This window comes from Acidicapsa acidisoli (assembly GCF_025685625.1).
Lineage (GTDB): Bacteria > Acidobacteriota > Terriglobia > Terriglobales > Acidobacteriaceae > Acidicapsa > Acidicapsa acidisoli.
In genome coordinates, this window is the sequence record NZ_JAGSYI010000004.1 from 780,687 (window position 1) to 800,545 (window position 19,859).

9 protein-coding genes and 1 pseudogene are annotated in these 19,859 nt (G+C 55.3%); 4 read left to right on the plus strand and 6 right to left on the minus strand.

What is annotated here, in order from left to right; genetic code table 11:
• Positions 1 to 46: 46 nt before the first annotated feature.
• On the plus strand, positions 47 to 3,625 hold the full coding sequence (locus OHL23_RS25080) for a TonB-dependent receptor (RefSeq protein ID WP_263354767.1): 3,579 nt from the start codon (positions 47 to 49) through the stop codon (positions 3,623 to 3,625).
• 648 nt (positions 3,626 to 4,273) lie between these two features.
• Here the strand turns inward: OHL23_RS25080 and OHL23_RS29065 are convergent.
• Positions 4,274 to 4,459, minus strand: a pseudogene (locus OHL23_RS29065) (LysR substrate-binding domain-containing protein); the annotation flags it as partial.
• 408 nt (positions 4,460 to 4,867) lie between these two features.
• On the opposite strand from OHL23_RS29065, the gene OHL23_RS25085 reads away from it, so the two are divergent.
• Positions 4,868 to 8,224, plus strand: a complete 3,357-nt coding sequence (locus tag OHL23_RS25085) for a TonB-dependent receptor (protein WP_263354768.1) — start codon at positions 4,868 to 4,870, stop codon at positions 8,222 to 8,224.
• A gap of 108 nt (positions 8,225 to 8,332) precedes the next feature.
• On the opposite strand, the gene OHL23_RS25090 is transcribed toward OHL23_RS25085, so the two are convergent.
• Positions 8,333 to 11,599, minus strand: a complete 3,267-nt coding sequence (locus OHL23_RS25090; protein ID WP_263354769.1) for a protein kinase domain-containing protein — start codon at positions 11,597 to 11,599, stop codon at positions 8,333 to 8,335.
• A 342-nt stretch (positions 11,600 to 11,941) separates the two neighbouring features.
• On the opposite strand from OHL23_RS25090, the gene OHL23_RS25095 reads away from it, so the two are divergent.
• Both OHL23_RS25095 and OHL23_RS29225 read left to right on the plus strand, forming a co-directional pair.
• Entirely contained in the window at positions 11,942 to 14,701 is a 2,760-nt protein-coding gene (locus OHL23_RS25095) for a PAS domain-containing protein (protein ID WP_263354770.1), read from the plus strand.
• A gap of 234 nt (positions 14,702 to 14,935) precedes the next feature.
• Positions 14,936 to 15,334, plus strand: a complete 399-nt coding sequence (locus OHL23_RS29225; RefSeq protein WP_317891725.1) for a hypothetical protein — start codon at positions 14,936 to 14,938, stop codon at positions 15,332 to 15,334.
• A gap of 227 nt (positions 15,335 to 15,561) precedes the next feature.
• Here OHL23_RS29225 and OHL23_RS25105 read toward each other — a convergent pair whose 3' ends face one another.
• The 4 genes from OHL23_RS25105 to OHL23_RS25120 are packed head-to-tail and all read right to left on the minus strand — an operon-like array spanning position 15,562 to position 19,843.
• A complete protein-coding gene (locus tag OHL23_RS25105) occupies positions 15,562 to 16,278 on the minus strand; it encodes a YoaK family protein (RefSeq protein WP_263354771.1) in 717 nt (238 codons plus the stop codon).
• Between the two features lie 13 nt (positions 16,279 to 16,291).
• Positions 16,292 to 17,713 carry an alginate export family protein gene (locus OHL23_RS25110; protein WP_263354772.1) on the minus strand — a complete coding sequence of 474 codons (1,422 nt, stop codon included), beginning with the start codon at positions 17,711 to 17,713 and terminating at the stop codon, positions 16,292 to 16,294.
• Positions 17,714 to 17,722: 9 nt separating this feature from the next.
• Complete coding sequence (locus tag OHL23_RS25115; RefSeq protein WP_263354773.1) at positions 17,723 to 17,983, minus strand: XapX domain-containing protein; 261 nt, start codon at positions 17,981 to 17,983, stop codon at positions 17,723 to 17,725.
• 48 nt (positions 17,984 to 18,031) lie between these two features.
• Positions 18,032 to 19,843, minus strand: coding sequence for an amidohydrolase (locus tag OHL23_RS25120; protein WP_263354774.1), 1,812 nt, complete (start codon positions 19,841 to 19,843; stop codon positions 18,032 to 18,034).
• Positions 19,844 to 19,859: the final 16 nt, after the last annotated feature.

Sequence of the window (19,859 nt, forward strand, 5' to 3'; positions counted from 1 at the left end):
AACGTGATTCCTCAGATAACCACAACAATTATTCAGGAGGAGTGGCATGCAAAATTTCAGGAGGAACGACATGCAGGCAGGCGGTCGAACAGCAAGAACATCTCTTCCCTGGGTCGCCGTCACGCAAAACATTCCAGCAAAGCGAGCAGCGAAACCCATGAGGTTTTGCATCACGCTGCTCGTTTTTGTATTCTGCGTGAGTTTCATCGGATGGGCACAACAAATCACCGGCTCCATTGTGGGAACGGTCAAGGACCAGCAGGGTGCGTTGGTGACGACTGCCACTGTGACCGCGACCAACACGCAGACCGCGCTCGTTCGTTCCGTGCAAGTAAACGGCCAGGGTGAATACCGCATCGATTACCTTCCCGTGGGTACGTACAGCCTCCAGGCGGATGCGACGGGTTTCCAGCGGTACATGCAGCAGAACATCGTGTTGACTGTCGACCAGACACAAACGCTGGATGTGACGATGGAAGTGGGCTCTGAGAGCCAGACGGTTACTATCACCGGGGCGCCGCCGGAGGTGGATACGAGCAGCGCGGAGCTGGGCAGAACCATCAGCCCAACGGAGATCATCGGCCTTCCGCTGGTTAATCGCGATGCGTATGAGGAACTGTCGCTCATACCCGGCGTCATGGCCAACAACTTTAGCCAGCAGAGCGACCCATCGGGCGTGGCTAACTTCAACCTCGGCGTGCCTGCGGCGGATGTGCAGATCAACGGCTCCACCGATGGCGGCGTTGGGCAGGTGAGCTTTTATCTGGATGGCGGGCTGAACATGTCGGCACTCCGCGACTACGGACAGCAGTTGCCAAACCCGGACGCACTGGAAGAGTTTCGCGTGGAGACGAGCAATTTTTCGGCCCAGTACGGGCGCGGCTCCTCCGCAGTGGTCACGGCGATCACCAAGTCGGGAACCAATCAGTTTCACGGGGCGCTGTTTGAGTTCAACCGCAATACCGATCTCAACGCCTTTCCGTGGAACGCGCCCAAGAATGCGCAGGGGCAGTTTATCAATGCGCCGTACCACCGCAACAACTTCGGCGGTGTGATTGGCGGCCCCATCAAGAAGGATAAGGCGTTCTTCTTCTTCAGCTATGGTGGTCTGCGGCAAGTGATTGGAGCATACGTAAGTGGCGGCAGGCTACCCACGGCTGCCGAGCGTCTGGGCGACTTTACCGGGGATACTTATACGGTCTACATGCCCGGCACCAAGACGCAGGCGAACGGAATCAACAGTGCACCCAACTGCCTGGTTGCGAAGCCGAATTGCATTCCCATCGCCCTGCTGGACCAGACCGCGACCAACATTACGTCGGGGAAAAATCCCCAGGCGACGATTCCGCTGCCCAACACCCCCAACAGTTCGGGAGCGATGGTGGACTGGACGGGCTACTTCACCGGTCCGACAGTCGACAACGAGTATGTTGGCAAATACGACGAAGCACTGGGCACAAGCGATCATCTCTCGGCGAGCTACTTCTACATCCGCACAACGCAAGACGTTTTCGGAAGCGGCAACATCGCCCCGTGGGTGAGCGTGGAGTCCTTCACCAGCCAGACGAACGCGAACATCAGCGAGATCCACCCCTTCAGCGCGAACACGATCAATCAGGCGTGGGTTAGCTTTTCGCGGGCCGGAGGCGGACGTCTCCCGCAGCCCGGGATCAGCATCCAGCAACTGGGCTCGGCGTATACCGTAGAGGGGCCGCCGTCGTTGCCTGATTTGGTCGTATCCGGCGATTTCACGGCCGGCAATAGCAACACCGGGCCGGTAAGCGTCTCGGATTTCTATTCGTTCCGCGACAGTGTGAGCATGACCAGGGGCAAACACACCCTCTCCTTTGGCGCCGAGGAGGCGCTCGAAAAGAGTATGATCGTCGCCGACACCGAGAACTACGGGGTTTTCACTTTTAATAGTTCCGCTCCCACAACCACCGGCAATGCGATGTCCGACTTCATGACCGGCATGGTTTCCTCGCTGCTGCAGGCCACCCCGTACAATATGCGGTTAAGCGCGTGGCATACGGGGGTGTACTTGCAGGACAACTACCGCATCACGCCGCGGTTCACGGCCAACCTGGGCATCCGATGGGACTTTGACACCCCGCCGGTGGAGTCGGAGAATCGTACGGCGACATTCGTTCCCAGCGAGGCGCAGTCCACGAGCAATCCGGCAGGCACCGAGTCGACGGTCTCTCCCACCGCGCCTCCGGGCATGTTCTTTCCGGGTGATCCGGGCGTGCCGCGCGGCATCACGACCATGAGGTGGCATCATGTCTCGCCGCGCGCGGGCGTGGCGTGGGATGTGTTTGGCAACGGCAAGACCGCGTTACACGCAGCCGCAGGCGTTTTCTACGGCGGCGTATCCGGGAACGAATGGGGACAGCCGAGCAATGCCGCCCCATTCGCGATTGAAGCTACCTGGGGCTCCGTGAACTCGCTGTCGAATCCCTACGCGCCCACGATGGTGAATGGGACTCCGTCTTCATTGCCCAACGGAAACCCCTTCCCGTACTACTACACTCCGCAGCACCCGAACTTCGTGTACCCGGCGAGCAGCGTGATCACCGACGCAAAAACCATGCAATGGCCCTTCACGTACCAGTTCAACGCTTCGTATCAGCAACAACTGCCGCTACATATGGTGGCGACGGTCGCCTACGCAGGCACGATATCGCGCGATGTTCCGATATTTGTCGACGCCAATTATGCTCCCTACGTGCCCGGATTGGCCGGTGAAAACTCCGGCGCCGCGGGACCAGGCGGCTACAACGCGCGGCGTCCATACGATCAGAACTCGACAGGGACGGGAACCCTGGGTGAGGACCAACAGCTCGTCTCTAACCAGAGCGCTTCGTATCATTCGCTTCAGGTGTCGGTGAACCGGTCGATGACGCATAACCTCATGCTCAGCGGATTCTATGTATGGAGCCATGCTCTGGAAAGCGCCAACATCGCCGCGGACGGAATAGGAACTGCCCAGGATTGGAACAACCTGTGGGAGGAACGCGGTCCGATGAGCGACGACCGGCGCAACGTGGCCGCCATCTCCGGCATATGGAATATCGACTACTTCACAGGGTCGAATTTCGTAATGAAGAACCTGCTCAACGGCTGGAGGATCTCGCCGATCTACTACATCCAGAGCGGGGAGCCGACCCAAGCCGCTACCGGCTCCGACAATAACGACGATAGCCAAAACTCCAACCGCCCCGATCTGGTTCCAGGCGTCAGTCCTACCCTGAATCCTCACCGCAACCGCAGTGCAGCGGCAGCCGAGTGGTTTAACACAGCAGCCTTCGTCGCCAACGGCCCCGGCGTGCCCGGGGGCATTGGCCCCGGTGGAGCGGACGGCAATGAGCCGATGGGTGGTTTGCGCGCGCCGGGTTACCGCGACGTCGATCTCGGAGTCTTCCGCGATTTCAAGCTTGAGCGCGGCGCCATCTTCCAACTCCGCGGCGAGGCTAACAACGTCTTCAACTTGGTGAACCTCAACCCGCCATCCGTGACCGGTCCTCCGCCGACGGTTGGAGCCGCGCCGTCCTCTTCGACCTTCGGCGTAATTACCAGCGCACTCAGTCCACGCATCATACAGGTGGGCGCGCGGCTGACCTTCTAAGAGGCCGGGCCTCTCTATACATGAACCGCGGACCGGATGAGGGATTTTCATCATAATTCTGATTCTGTGCCTGCTGCTTAACTGGATTACGGGCGATGCAGTGAAGCAGCTTTCGCACTCGAGAGGTGACTGACGAACAGGTTTGCCAACAGCCAAAATATCTTGTTCAGGAAAATACGCCCGTTCCGCCGCATTTCAAATCACCGGTACTGTCGATGGAAATAACGTTACCTGGCAAGGACTTCGCACATATCATGCGAAAGATGCATTACCGAGCTCGGCGCCCTACGTGGCTTCTTATCTCTGTCACACCGTGAGTAAGCCCCCACGTGATAAACCGGATTATCACGTAACAGACCAACTGCCAAGGGCAGGTTGGGAACACTTGCGCGCCTTGAAAAACCTATAACCGCTACCCATCCCCGTTTGAAGTCAGATACGATCGCCTCCGAAATATCTACGATCAAGGAAGCCCTGTGCGGATGGACCGTATATGCACGGAATTCCGTGCCTCTTAAGAAGGTCAACTGGGGTTGTTGATGTGAACGTCTTTTATCATTCACTGCCTGGATTGGCAAGCTCACGGCAGGTTTCGGGGTCACTTGTCCGAGATGGCGACTACACAGCCAAGTGGATCCCATGCAGATTCTATTCGCCGAATGCCTTGGACTTTGGCTGAAAGCCTGCGTCAGGGCATTCTGTCATGAAAGCATGGTGCAAAACCTCTGCCGCCGAATTCGATGGCAGTATAAAGACTTCTTGCGCGAGGTCCGCAAGGGCGACCGAGTCCTTAACGGCAAGCGGATGGTCCTCAGGTAGAGCGATCACGAGGGACTTCGGTTCGAGTTCACGCTAAGCGAAGCCCGCATCGGGTAGTGCGTACATCAGGCCAATATCGATCTCCCTGCTCCTTAATGCGGGTTTCTGGGCTGTGCCGCCTGATTCAATCAGAGTTACTTCGACCTCTGTCATGGATAAATTCGACAGCGTTCAAGCTTGGTCTACGATGCTCATTGGGCGGTCCCACTCATGATCTGTGCAAATCGCAGTGTTAAATGAGGGACGGACTCTGTCGGAACCGCTCCAGGCGGTGATGATCCATTGTGAATACAGCCATTGCAGAATGGACCACATTCTGTCACGGGCAATCAGGCACGGATGTCACGCAAGCGGTGAATCCGTTGACAGCCGATTTATTCAGACATATATACTTGTGCTCCGCCATAGAATCGGGAGTCTCCTATGCTTCATTACTGGCTTGGCATGGATCTCGTTTCAACAGCGCACACACATAAGCTGCTGAGAGCTACGTTTGTCTGTCTCCACGCAATCGTTGTTCTCACCTGGGCCGCGGATCCGTGGGCGCGAGCGCAAGCGGTAGGCGGGGGCCAGATTCAGGGCATCGTCACCGACCCAGCCGGAGCAGCGGTCGCCGATGCAACCATTGAAGCGGATCAGACAGACTCTGGGCTCAAGCGCACTGTCATCAGCAGTACCGAGGGGGGATACATCATTTCGAGTCTTCCCGTAGGTCCCTATCAACTTATCGTGTCAAAGACGGGATTTGAAACCTACCGCCAGTCGGGAATCGTCATTGAGGTCGGCAACAACCTGCACATCGACATTGTCTTCCGGTTAGGCGACGTCGCGCAGACTGTTAAAGTGAACGCCGACGCTTCCATGGTGCAGACTGAGGATCAATCTGTCTCACAGGTCATAGATCCACATCGTATCGTGGACATGCCGCTGAACGGGCGACAGGTTACGCAACTGATTCTGCTGGCTGGCGCGGCGACCTCTTCGCCAAGTGGCGACAACGTGGGCTCGAAGAACTATCCAAGCGAAGTCACGTTCTCGGTCGCCGGGAGTCAGGGAACCAGCACCGATTATCTAATGGACGGCGCCGACAACAACGACGCGTTCTCGAACGTGAATTTGCCGTTCCCTTTTCCTGATGCCATACAGGAGTTCAGCGTGCAGACATCGGGTCTGTCAGCCCAGTACGGCCTGCATCCTGGATCCGTTGTCAATATCGTCACACGCGCCGGCGGCAATGCGTTTCACGGCACACTTTTCAATTTCTTCCGCAATGGCGACCTGAACGCCATCTCTTATTTTTCGAACCGCAAGGATTCCCTCAAGCGCAATTATTTCGGCGGTGTTTTCGGAGGGCCGATTGTTCGCAATAATCTGTTTTTCTTCGGCGGCTATCAGGGAACACGGACAAGCCAGGAAGCTTACGACGTCACGAGCATCGTCCCGACCAAGGCCATTTTGAATGGTGACTGGACCGCGTGGGCCGCGGCGGAGAACAAGACACTTGGTGCGCCCTTCGTTAATAACAGAATCAGTCCGTCTGTATACAACAAATCGGCCATCGCCATTGCCCAAAATTATCTTCCAGTCTCTGCTGCTCCCAATGGCAAGCTAGTCTATGGAATCCCGAATCAACAAAGCGAAGACCAGTATATCGGGCGGATAGATTGGGATAAGAGCAACAATCAAACAGTCTTCACCCGTTACTACCTCACTCACTTTGATCAACCCGGATTCTTCAACAACAACCTGCTGTTAACCGTCACCCCGCAACTCAATGACCAGGAGCAGTCGCTCACTTTCGGCCACACCGACTCGTTCAGTTCAAATCTGGTCAACTCCTTCCATGCAGCCGGGACCCGCGTCTTCGTTACGCGTGGCCAGGCCTCTAATCTGATCAACCCGGGCACAGTCGGGATACAGGTCAGCACGCCGGTTCCCAATTACATCTATATGGCAGTCGTAGGCGACTTCACTGCCTCTTGCGGAACCTGCGAAACATATCAGGTCACAACGAACCAGGAAAACGTAGCCGAAGATCTATTCTGGACGAAGGGCAAGCACCATTTCGCGGTGGGGGCCAACATCATCCATCAACACCTGAATCTTCAAGGCACCAATAACGCCAACGGACAATTTACATTCAACGGCTCTTACACTGGTGATGCCATGGCGGACTTTCTATTGGGCGATCTCTACAGCCTGAATCAGGGAAATGATACGGGAAGCACCTTCAGCAAGAATGTATTTGCCGGCTATGGGCAGGACAGCTTCCAGGTTACGCCCAGATTCACACTGAACGCCGGCGTCCGCTGGGAGTCAGATCTGCCCGAGGTTGAAACCGCGGGCAGAGGCGAGAGTTTCTCCATCACCGCCTTCAATGCGGATACCACGTCCAAAGTCTTCAAAAGTGCGCCTCCAGGACTGTTGTTCTATGGCGACCCCGGAATTCCGAAGGGTTATATTCAGCACCATTTCGACCATTTCGAGCCCAGAATAGGATTTGCACTGGATCCGAGAGGGAAAGGCAAGGAAAGTCTGCGCGCGTCTTACACGTTGGGCTTCCAGACGCCAATTCTCTATTTGGAAAATCGTTTTGAAAATGATGCGCCCTACGGCGACGCGATCACGATAAACCCGGCGGCCGCCCTGTTCTCGAATCCCTACACTGACTATCTGGGCGGAAATCCGTTCCCCCAGCCCTTTCCGCCCAGCCGTAGAAGTGCTTTCTTCCCGATGGAGGGTTCCTACTTCGTATTCCCTATAACTATGAAGCCGAGTTATACCCAGGCATGGAACCTGACTCTTGAAAAACAACTTGGCAATAATTGGGAACTGACGGTTGCTTACCTGGGTAATCACGTCGTGCACATCCCCTCGGGCAATGAAGAGAATCCGGCCACCTATATTCCGGGCAATTGGAGCGGCCCGGGAAGCTGTGGTGCGCTCACCGTGTCGCCTGGGGATGGCAAGCCATGTTCCAACGTTGGCAACACTAATGCGCGCCGTATGACCGCGCTGACGAACCCGGCCACTGGCACCTATTATTCCGAGGTCAGCTACATGTACGATGGTTCTAGCAGTGTTTTTGATGGTTTGTTGCTCACCGTGCAGCATCGATTTGCCAAAAATTTCACGTTGCTGAGCAATTACACTCGGTCAAAGTGCCTCACTGGCGGCACGGATGTGGGCGACCTGGGAGGCAATACCTTCCAGAATCCTGCCAATCCCAGCGCCGACCGCAGTTACTGCGGCGCGGACCTGAGGAATAGTTTTGCGACGTCACTTGTGGCCAGAACCTCTCCCCAGGGCGGATCGATGATGCGGGCGCTGCTGGGTGGATGGCAGATCGCCCCGATTGTTACGGTGACTTCTGGGTCGCGGTTTACGCCCACGACGGGTACCGACAACTCGTGGACCGGAGTGGGCCAGGATCGGCCGAATCTTATCGCAGATCCATACGTGCGTGGTCAAGCACGGGCAGCCTGGCTAAATAAGGCTTCGTTCCAGGCGAATCCAATTGGAACTTTCGGAGAGACCAAGCCATATTCATTGGTGGGTCCGACATACGCGGATATCGATGCGGCCGTCACACGATTTTTTCCTCTCCCCGAGACGATGCAGCTTGAGTTCAGGACAGAGTGTTTCAATTGCGTGAATCATCCTAATCTTCTGCCGGGCAACGGGCCGGCTAACACGACGTTGACTGGCTCTCTCTTCGGCGCGATCACCACCTCCAATCCGCCGAGAATCCTGCAATTGAGCTTGAAGGTGCATTTCTAGAGCAATATGATGGACCCATTGAAAACCACTCGCCGGTCTCTTCGAGAAGGCGTGGAGACATCAATTAGATATTTCAATGCCACCCTCCCCAGGGGTATACAAGATCAGCTAACTCTTCGGTAGTTTCGCGTACTCGGCTTTCGCTTGCCGGTAGATCGGAATATCAGGGTCGGCATCCTTCCATAGCGTCAGGAAATCCTCGTACGATTTTCGGGCTGCGCCAGAATCGTGCATGAGGACCTGAGCACGCGCCAGTTGCAGAACAGAAAGACTGCCCGTTACGAAACCGAACCCAACCCCGGAATGATCGAGAACCTTTCGGAACTGATCTGCCGCCAACCGCCCTCGCTTCAATTGGAGATAGGCAACGCCTCGCAGGTACGCAGGATATGCATATTGGAAGACGTCGTTGAAGGCGAGATCGTAGGGTTCGACCGGCTGCAATATTGTGAGCGCAGCGGACGGATCCTTTTCGCTGAGCTTCATTGCGGATCGTACGCAGGGCAAGAGGAAGGCTTGAACTGAAAAGTCGTTGGGGTAGCGCTGGCTGATGGATTCCACCAGTTTCTGTGCCTGCTCCGTTTTTCCCGCGCGCGCGAATGCCAATGCGGCGAAGATGAAGGTCGCACGATCCTGGGTCTTCCCGAGGGCGTCAGCAGCCAGCAATTGAGCCTCTTCCGCATTCCCGTTCTCAGCTTCCCGTAGAGCGGCGATGTTCTCGAAATCGGCTGCGTCCGAGGATAATCCCGCCTTCATCGATGACTCTGCATCGATCTGCGTCAGGCGGTCAGCATTACGAGAACGACCGAAGAATCCTTCCGCCTTCGACTCCATGGATAGAACGTAGCGCCCCCGGACACGATCTTGAGATGCCCATGCCCACTCCTTCTGCATTTCGGTTTTGTCGTTTTGAAGAAATGCAAGCAACGCGTGGTCGTAGTGCAGACCGGGCGAATCCAATCCACGCGAGATCGCGTCGTCGTACGCTTCCTTCGCCTCATCGAATTTCTGTGCAAAGATCGCCTCAACCAAGAGATTTGTGAAAGTGGGGTTACTGGGAAGAAGTCTTGCTGCGTCGCGAAATTGAACTAACGCCTCATTGTGACGCCCCAGATACTTCAGGCAGGTACCAAGGTCTATTCGTGCGATAACGTCGCGGGGAAACGTGTGGACCCATTCCTCGCCGATGGCGCGGCCTTTTTCCCATTCGTTTCGGCCGACTCCGTAATACGCTGTCTCGACCTGAAACCGGCCGGGAATTGTTAGCCGGCTTCGCAGGTCGAAAGCCTTGGAAAAGCCGAGCGATGCAGGAGTTCCCTTACCCAGCCAGAAATTTCCGCTCCCATCTGCTGCATACGCCAGCGCAAAGTTTGGATCTTTTTCGAGGGCACGCTCATAGTCGCCGAGAGCACTGGGTATGTCTCCGCCCAGTTGCCTCTTATATCCCGAGGCCAGAAATGCGAGAGCGTCGGGTGAAGAACTGGTCGCTTGATCCAGAGGTTGATTGAATTTGCGCAGAGAGTCTTTCGATTCGCCGAGCTTTCCGCGCAGTTGGAAAGCGGACAAACCAAAGGTCCGAACGATGTCGTCCCGAGTCGCCGCTTGATTAGCGACGCGCCCCAACATCCTTCCAGATTGGCAGTCCTTGGCCTCCAAGCCCACGCGGAAACGATTACCATCGTCGGCAACAAAGCCCGAAATGACAGCGCGGCTATTCGTTTTCCGGCAGACTTGCAATGCGATCTGCGGGGTAATCTTTCCATTTTCGTCAAGGTGAAGCATACCCAGTGTTTCGCGAACTTTGTCAGTGCCCAGAAGGTATAGATACGGCGTCTGCTGCAAAGAAACTTGCAGCGCGAGGTTCATTCCATCCCCCAGAGCACTATCTCCCGTTTGGTTGTCCATGTCGGCAAGAACCAGCGTGTCGGAGGCAGCAAGTGTCACTTGGCTGTGAACACGCCAGTAAAGCGCGCCAGCAGCAGCTATCACCAAGAACGATGCAGCCACAACCAACAACTTTCGGGCCAAATGGCGGCCGGGACGCAATTCTTCCCGGAGCTGTAAAAGGTCCTTGTGCATCTCAGCAGCGGATTGGTAGCGGCGCGCACGATCCTTTTCAAGGGCCTTGGAGATGATGGTGTCGAGTCGACGCGGAAGAGCAGTCTTGGGCTCAAGTGTCGAGCCCAGTGCGCGGTGGAGAATGGCCTGATGAACTTCCTGGACAGAATCTCCCTCAAAAGCACGATGTCCGGTCGTCATTTCGTACAGGACCAGTCCAAACGAAAACAGGTCTGAGCGAGGATCTAGTTTTTCTTTTCGGATCTGCTCGGGAGACATGTAACTGGCCGTCCCCATCTGCGCGCCGGTGCGGGAAAGAGTGCTGTCGTGTGCTAGGACGGTCTGCGAGTTAGCTGAAACGAAGGGAGTTGTAGGCCCGTTCTCTTTCCCGGCTATTTCTTCTGACTCGACCAGCTTCGCCAATCCAAAATCAAGAATCTTCACTTGGCCGTGACAAGTGAGAAAGATATTCGCAGGCTTGATGTCGCGATGGACGATTCCTTTTTCGTGAGCAGCTTCAAGCCCGCTTGAGGTTTGCAGCGCGATCTCAAGCAATTGATCCAAAGCCACCTTGTTTGAACCGGGAGCAGCGAGATAATCGCGAAGGGTCTCGCCAGCAAGCAGTTCCATCACGATGACCGGCTGCCCTTCGAATTCCTCGATTTCGAAAATAGTGCAGATGTTGGGATGGTTCAGGGACGAAGCTGTCTCCGCTTCCCGTTGAAATCGCCTGAGAGGGACCGGGTCGCCTGCCAATTCCTCAGGCAGAAACTTGAGCGCAACACGGCGGCCCAACTTGAGATCTTCCGCCCTGTAGACCACCCCCATGCCACCTCCGCCAATGACTTCGAGGACGCGAAAATGGGAGATTTTCTTGCCGCTAAGTCCAGTCTTCAGGACTTGCGGTTGTGAACCATCTTCAGCTTGACGGTTACCTGGTTCGTCTTTTGGTAGATTCTCAAGCGGCTCAACCCGCTCCACGGGAACCATGAGCCGATAGCCTCGGCGGGGAATTGTCTCGATGTACCGGCACTCGACAGCGGAGTCTCCGAATACTCGCCGCAAGGTGGCAATAGCGACATTAATGCTGTTGTCAAAATCCACGATCGTGTCGTTCGGCCAAAGCCTTCGCTTAATCTCTTCGCGTGTCGCGACTTCGCCGCCGCAGTCGATGAGGAAGCGCAAAACACGGAACGGCTGCTCCTGGAGGAGCACTTTCCTGCCCTCGGAGTCCTCACCCAGCAAGCGCAACTCACCCGTCTTCAAATTGAGCTCGAATGCCCCGAGTCTCAGACGGGTTGGCTCGTTGATCTTCATTGAATCGGGGAAGTCCTGCCCTAGGATTCTTGCGAACCGGGAACCCAAAGGCGACAGCGGACACCCAAATTGTAACGGACACGGAGGAGAAGTCGTCTCAAATCCCCTCATTCTATAGGGTTTAATGCAATTAATCTTTAATTAAGACCCGTTCCATTTACTGCATCGACATGTCGGGCCAAATTGAAAAAGGCCGTTGAAGGAGTGATTTGGCCGGGTGGCGGCTTTCAGCCGGTTTGATACGTGCCGTCATTGAAGAGTCGCCACGCTCGCTTGCCATCCTCGTCCAGTCCCACATCGTTCGCCTGACAATTCTCAATGCAACCGAGAGGGAGTCCTTCCATGCTGAGGTCGGCACAGGTTTCTGACTCTGAAAATCGGATCAATTCAAATGGGTTTGCGGCTTCCACCGTGGCGATAGACAACCCGATCCCGATTGACGATCAGAGCCTATTTTTCCGCCAAATTGTCGACTCGTCCCCGGCGCTTCTCCATACAGCACGGCCGGATGGTTACCTCGATTTCTTTAATCAGACATGGCTCAACTTCACCGGCGTGCCGGTGAAGAGATTATTGGGATGGGGCTGGACTTCTTGTATTCATCCTGACGACGTCGAAGCCTTTGTGCAAAAGATGCGCGAGTCCTTTGCCAAGAGAGAGCCCTTTGAGGACACATCACGAGTGCGAAGAGCCGATGGTGTCTATCGATGGATGTTGCACCACAGAGTTCCGGTATTCAATGGTGCTGGAAACCTTATTAAGTGGAATGGTTCGAGTATCGACATTGATGATCGGAAGAGGGCAGAGGAACAACTCATAAAGGGCACCAAGGAATCGCAGAGGAGCGAGTTCTATTTAGCCGAAGCACAACGTCTCGGGCATATCGGGAGCTGGGTATTTGACCCTGCAACTGGATTCGAGCACTGGTCCCATGAGCTTTTTCAAATACACGGTCTTGATCCACTAAATGAACCGCCAAACTCTGAGCAATACCTGGCGCTCGTGCATCCTGAGGATCGCGAATTCATGGCCTCGATGATGAAGCGAATGCTCTCAGGCAGTTCTGGATTTGATGTGACTAAGCGCATCGTGCGTGCAGGCGGAGATGTTCGCTATGTCCGATGCGTCGGAACTGCGATTTCAGACAATCCCGCCTCTAGAAGAATTGGCGTTGGAATTGATGTTACCGACCATGAAGTTTTGACACAAGAACTCAGACGTCGCGAAGCCCATTTGGCGGAAGCACAAAGTTTGAGTCGAACGGGCAGTTTCGGATGGAATCCAAGCGGTGAAGAGCTTGTCTGTTCGGAAGAAACCTACCGGATTTTCGAATACGAGCCTGCGGAGAAGTTGACAATTGACAAGATCATAGAACGAACTCATCCCGAGGATCGCATCTTGGTGCGTGAGACGGCAGAGCGGGCTTCCTGCACCGAAGGAGCCATCGATTTCACCCATCGTCTGCTCTTTGCAGACGGTCGTGTGAAGCATCTCCACTTTCGCGCAAAGCCGTTGCTAACTGCTTGCCATGAGCTTGAGTTTGCCGGGGCGGTGACCGACATTACCGAGCGTATAACTGCGGAAGAGAAGATCCGGCGCAACGAGAGAGAGCTTCAGACACTCATTGATGTAATGCCAGCATACGTGGTGACCGCTTTGCCTGACGGAACAGCCGACTATCTGAGCCAGCGATGGTTGGACTACTTCGGCCAGACCAGAGAAGAGGCAATGGGATGGGGCTGGGCGCGAGTGGTCCATCCCGATGACATTGATCGAGTATCGGCAAACTGGCAGGCTGGGTTGGCCTCAGGAGAACCTGTTGAGCAGGAGCTACGTTGCCGTCGCGCTGACGGAGTCTACCGCTGGTTCTTGAACCGTAATCTCCCTCTTCGTGATGACGAAGGGAAGATCGTTAAATGGTATGGGATTCTCTTCGATGTCAATTCATTCAAGGAGACTGAACACGCTCTTCAGATACGAGAGCATGAGCTGGTTGGAATGATCGAAACCATTCCCTCAATGCTCTGGTCAACGTCGCCGACAGGAGAAGCAACTCATGTCTCCCGAAGGATCCTTGATTATTGTGGCGTCCCCTCAGAAGAATTGGTCAAACGCCTGTGGGAGGGATTCACTCATCCAGAGGATAGGGAAGAGACTGCGGAGTCGTTCGCCAAGGCAATCAGCTCTGGAGAGTCATATAGCGCAATCCACCGCTTGCGACGCGCAGATGGAGAGTACCGGTGGCATCACTCGACGGCCGAGCCTTTGCGTGATCTCCACGGCAAGATCATTCAGTGGTATGGCCTCTCGATCGACATCGACGAGAGAAAACGAGTAGAGGATCATCTTCGCGACACGAGTATAAAACTCGCAAAGGCTTCGCGATTGGCCACCGTCGCTGAACTTGCAGCCTCGATCGCGCACGAACTGAACCAGCCACTCACGTCGATAATTGCAAATGCACAGGCGGCGAGAAGATGGTTGATCGCGACTCCCCCGAAGATAACGGAGGTGAATTCGTCGATTGAACGGACTATACGAGCAGCCCGCGCCGCGGACGAAACGATGCAACATATTCGAGCACTCTTCAAGCAGGAGTCCTCCGACAAGAAGAATGTCAACATTCCACACCTACTGCATGAAGTGGTCCGAATTGTACAAGAGGATCCCCAAAAGCGTGACCTACTCATCGAGTGCGACTTCGAAGAGCCTCTCCCAATGGTCCGTGTCGACCAGATTCAAATCCAGCAGGTCTTCATTAATCTAATCGTGAATGCTATCGAGGCCATGGAGGGACAAGAAGTGGCTCCGCTAGTCGTCCTCCGGGCGACGACGGATTCAAGCGGAATGTTAATTCAAGTGATCGATAACGGGCCTGGAGTGGATTTCCCGGACCAAATCTTCGACGCCTTTATGACGACAAAAGAGAATGGCATGGGTATAGGTTTGGCCGTGTCACGCTCGATTGTCGAAGCGCATGGCGGGCGGCTTTGGGCGGAGAATGGTCCAGATGGCGGTGCGCGGTTCAATGTAGCCCTACCGCTCCCTCCGATGAGTGAAGATCCAAGTAAAGCGAATCAATCTGGAGGCTTCTGGATTTGATGCCACCACCCCATCAAATTGCGCGATTCCGGCCGGTGGCACCTTTCGATATTCTTCTGCATCATGCCTGAATGCGCTGTCAGCAATGGACCTGGGTTTGCGGATCAAAAGTTTCGAGCACACCTCTGACAGGAACATGTAATGTACCTCGCTCCCCGGCGTTGCTAGTATCGCCGTGTCATTGGCGTTTTGCTCTCAGACGCACACCTTACGAGTTTCAACTTGAGGCTTCGCATGACCCCACATTTCCTCTCCGGACAATCTGCATTTCGGGTTGCCGTTCTTCTCCTCGCCGGCCTGCCCTGGACGCACTCTGCGGCTGCCAGACTGCAGATGTGTGGACGGCACAGGCGAAAGAAGGCACCTTTACGGTACCTCATTTCCCCTTCAGCGACGGTGAGACGCTGCCCGCCCTACACCTGCCGTCTGGGCAGCGCGCTCGCTCGCTTTGAAGGCATCAAGGCCTTCTCGGAGACAGACCAGACTGACGATCTGAAAGCGATCACAGTACCAACGCTCGTGATGCAAGGCGACGACGATCAGATTGTCCCTTACAAAGACGCTGCGCTGCTACAGGCAAAGCTGCTCAAGCATGGGACGCTCAAGATCTACCCGGGTTTTCTCACGGCATGATCACCACGAATGCCGACGTGATCAATGCGGACCTGCTGGCATTCATCCGAAGCTAAACTCCGCAGGGTACAAAGCTCATAGAGAAGTAGCGGGAAACTGGCCCGGGGCTGTCGTCGGTGTATGCAGCATTGGCTATAGTCTTCGCAGTCGTCAAGCAGGCCATGGCATTTTGCCTTGCCTGGTTGGTGATCCGGATTTAAATGGTGGAGAAGCAATCTTCTGAAACGTCAGCTTTGCGAAGCACGCAATCCAGCCTCGTGCTGCGTCTCCTCGCGGTAGATTTGGGCCAGCACGCAGAACGCAGTCAGAATGGCTGAGGCACCGAGCAGGAGCACCAAAGAGTGCCTTAACATTTGAACGCCGACAAAGGCTCCTGAAAACATCATGAAGACTGAGCCGACTCGCCGGCGCCACCTGGGATTGTTTCCTGGCGTGAGTGAAAAGTCGAAGGCCAGTGCCGCAACCGTGAGGGTAAGTACGGTTGTCGTTAGTTCTGGCACTGCGAGAAGTCTGACCGTACCGTTGCGCATCCCCATTCCCAGCGCGGTTAGGGCGATGATCCCGTAAAGAGCCGTGGAGATCTGCTGCCCTCCCCGGCTCTCGGAGTACCAAGAGACCGTCATTGCCCCGAGGAGAAGAATTGCCTCAATGGCCAAGGCGGCCGCAAGCCATATGTTTCGTCGTCTTCTGCCAAGCCAGGAATCTAATTTCCCTGCAAGAAATCCGCCAACAAGCGCGAATCCAAGAGCGGTTGCAGATCGCCCAATCGACAAACCCGGCACTCCTCCGAATGCAAAACCTAGAAAGACGACATTGCCAGTCATGTTGGCCGTGAAGACGTGCCCCATTGCCACGTAACTGCCGGCATCGACCAAGCCAGTTACGAACGTCAGGCAATAGAGAGAGCCATGAAGGATGCGTTCGCTTTTTGTGAGGGAATCCATCAAGTCTCCATTTTCAGAACTTATAGCCTGCCCAAAACGCCCAGTAGTTCAGATTGCGGCCGGGTTGTGTTTCCTTGAGAAAACGGCCCGCGTAGAAGATTCCGTAGTCTCCCTGGAACCAGAGGTGACGATTCGTCTGCCATCGTATCTCGGTGCCAGGCCTGTTTCCAACGAATCGGGCGTGGCTACCATCCGCAGCTCTGATCAGGAATCCGGGTACGGCATATACGCCGTCTTCCAGGCTCTGTCTCCATTGGAAGATCCAGTCAAATGACAACGAGACATTGTGCGGAGCAGATGCTTCTACGTGAGGATGAACGTCGATGAAGTTGATTGGCCCTGGACCTGTTGTCGCCAGGACGCCGAAGTAGTTGCCTTTGGGGTAAAGCGGATTGAAAGTGCCCAGCGTGTTCGTCGCTGGATGGTCTCCGCTTGAGATGTCCGCTTTTGCGCTGAATCGCGGCTTCAGCGGAATCGTGGGAATCCTATAGCCCGTTTCTGTTGCGACACTCCAGGCGCGAATGTCTACCGTTCCGAAGCTGCCGAACTGCCAAAGTGCTTCATTATCAAAATCCCAGCCGGGGTGTTCGCTGGCGACAGGCTTCGATACTCTCGTGCCTAGTGTATGCCGGACCTCGTGCGCCGATCCTCTCTCATAAGCGCCGTCTTTCCGATCCTGACCCAAGTAGTAAAGGTCCAACTGCACTTTGTCGGGAATGGGACCGCTTGCATATGCGCCCCAGAAGCCTACGGTGTGATTTGGAGCGTTGTCGAAGAATCCTGGATTATCTTCGTCAGGCCGCATCGCAAGCCCGTCTACCTTCCATGCATGAATCTTGGTGCGCACCAGGAACCCGTCAAAGCTGAGCCTCACATTGGGGCCTTCGCGTACATCCACGATGCGACCGGAGCCATACTCCAGTTCCTGTCGGCCGGCTCTCACATGCACCGACCCCCAGGAAGACTCACCGCCAACCTCAAGAAACCCCGCCTGAAAATCAAGTCTCTTCTCGTCTATAGGGCGAGGGCCTCCCGCTCGCCAGGAGTTAATACCACTCTTCAATTCGAGGAACGTGCGGACATGAGGGCCATAATGCAGATCGGCATAGAGCATGTATCTCTCATTCAGATACCCGTTCATTAAGGGCGACTGTCCCCAGTTGTCGTTCCCAATCTGTTCCCAGGTCTCGCGTGCTTCGCCGCCGAAGGTGACGAACCAATTCTTGTCCGTCTTCCGCAGCGGAATGTACTTGATCGGGTCCCAGAAGTCGGTTTGCAGACTCTTATCGCGAAGAAAGTTCCAGTCTTCGTCCGATCGAAGTAGCTTGTAGCTGCGATCGGGGGCAGGTGCCTGCACAATCTGCTGTGCCCGTAGCGCAGTGAGCGCTGGCCCGGCCAACAGAATGAGGGCTGTTGCACAGAGAGACTTGTTCAAAACGACCTCTCACTCGGCTCGGGGTAAACCGGGAACCTGCTCTGCCACCTTGACAGGTGTATCCCAGCGCTTGCCTGAAAGGCATGCCGCTGCAGCGTGAGCCACATTTGCGTTCCTGGTGTGAACCCAACCACCCACCTGCTCGCCTATCACCATGCCGAGAAGTCCGAGCAAAGCAACGATGGGCGGTGCTGGGCTCTTCACCTTGATGATTCCATACAGCACGCCCACAAATGTTCCAACTGCAAATGATATGAGCAGAGCTTTCATTGCATCCTCCCCATCTCTTGTGAACTGCGGCACCCGAGATGCATTACGTCAGAACGCGAAACAATCGCATCCCAATCCCCAGATCGCTTCACCTAACTTCTGCCGATTCGGCGTACCGTGCGGGTGTCCCTCGCAATGATGAATAAGCGGCCTCGCAGCGGTGGCATCTACCCGGTGATAGCCCCCATAATGCGCGGTTGGAGCCCAATCCAGCGCTGCCGGTAGAGGTGGCGGAGCAAGTGACTGAAAGTCATGGTTTGCGTGAACAACTTCTCCTCCCACCACCGTCAATTGAGACTCAAGGTTCTTGATCTCTTCGGCCGGGATCTTGAAATAGTCGTTGGTCAGCACGGCGAAGTCCGCCATCTGGCCTTCGTAGAGTCCGCCCTTGGCGCCATCCTCGGTCGAGAACCAGCTGCTTCCCTGCGTGTAAAGCCGCAGCGCCTCTTCTCGTGTCAACCGGTTCTTTTCCGGGTAGAGTTCCAGCCCTCCAACCGTCTTTCCAGTCACAAGCCAGTAGAGGCTTACGAATGGATTGAAGCTGGCAACACGTGTCGCGTCTGTCCCGGCTCCCACAGGGCACCCGAGATCCAGCATTCGCCGGATCGGCGGTGTCCTACGCGCTGCGTCCGCACCATAGCGGTCGACAAAATACTCGCCCTGGTATGCCATACGATGTTGCACAGCAATGCCGCCACTCAGCGCAACCACTCGCTCTATATTTCGATCGCTGATTGTTTCCGCGTGATCTAAGAACCAGTGCATTCCATTGAACGGAATGTCGGCGTTCACTTTCTCAAAAACATTGAGAAAGCGCTCTATCGATTCGTTATAGGTTGCGTGCAGGCGAAACGGCCAGTGTGCGGCTGCAAGATGGCGAATGACTGCCTCGAGTTCACTTTCCAGCACCCTGTTCAAATCAGGTCGCGGCTCCAGAAAGTCTTCGAAGTCCGCAGCTGAGAAGACCAGCATTTCGCCGGCGCCGTTCAGCCGGAAGGTGCTGTCTCCCTGATGGAGTTTTGTGCTGCCAGTCCATCGCTTGAAGTCATCGAGTTCGTGCTTGGGGCGCTGCGTGAAGAGATTGTAGGCGACCCTCACAGTCATCTGATTGCGGCGATGCAGTTCAGTGATTACGCCATAATCGTCGGGATAATTTTGAAATCCTCCGCCTGCATCAATGGCGCTGGTCACGCCAAGGCGGTTCATTTCACGCATGAAGTGCCGTGTCGAGATAAGCTGATCTTCAAACGGAAGCACTGGCCCCTTCGCAAGTGTTGAGTAGAGAACTCCTGCGTTCGGCCGCGCGATCAACATGCCGGTGGGATTACCCTGTTTGTCGCGCTGAATCTCTCCACCGGGAGGATTGGGGGTGTCCTTCGTATATCCCACTGCGCGGAGAGCGGCCGCATTCAAAAATGCGCGATCATATAAATGCAAGACAAAGACCGGCGTCTCCGGCGCCACCGCGTTGATTTCCTCAAGCGTTGGCATGCGCCGCTCAGCGAATTGAAATTCGTTCCAGCCACCTACCACGCGTACCCACTGCGGGGCAGGAGTGCGCGCCGCCTGTTCTTTGAGCATCCGAAGCGCATCGGCCAATGAGGGTACTCCGTCCCATCGAAGTTCCAGGTTGAAGTGCAAGCCACCCCGAATGATGTGCAGATGCGAGTCGTTCAACCCAGGAATGACTGTTTGGCCACGCAAGTCAATTGTCTCTGTGTCGGAATTCTTCAAACGAAGAACCTCTGGGTTTCGTCCCACCGAAGAGATCTTCCCGTCCTCTACGGCAATGGCCTCGGCGAAATATGGCTTTGAATTGGTCGCAATCTTACCGTTGTGAAAGATTCTGAAAATTCCCATGAACGCCTCCGCACGT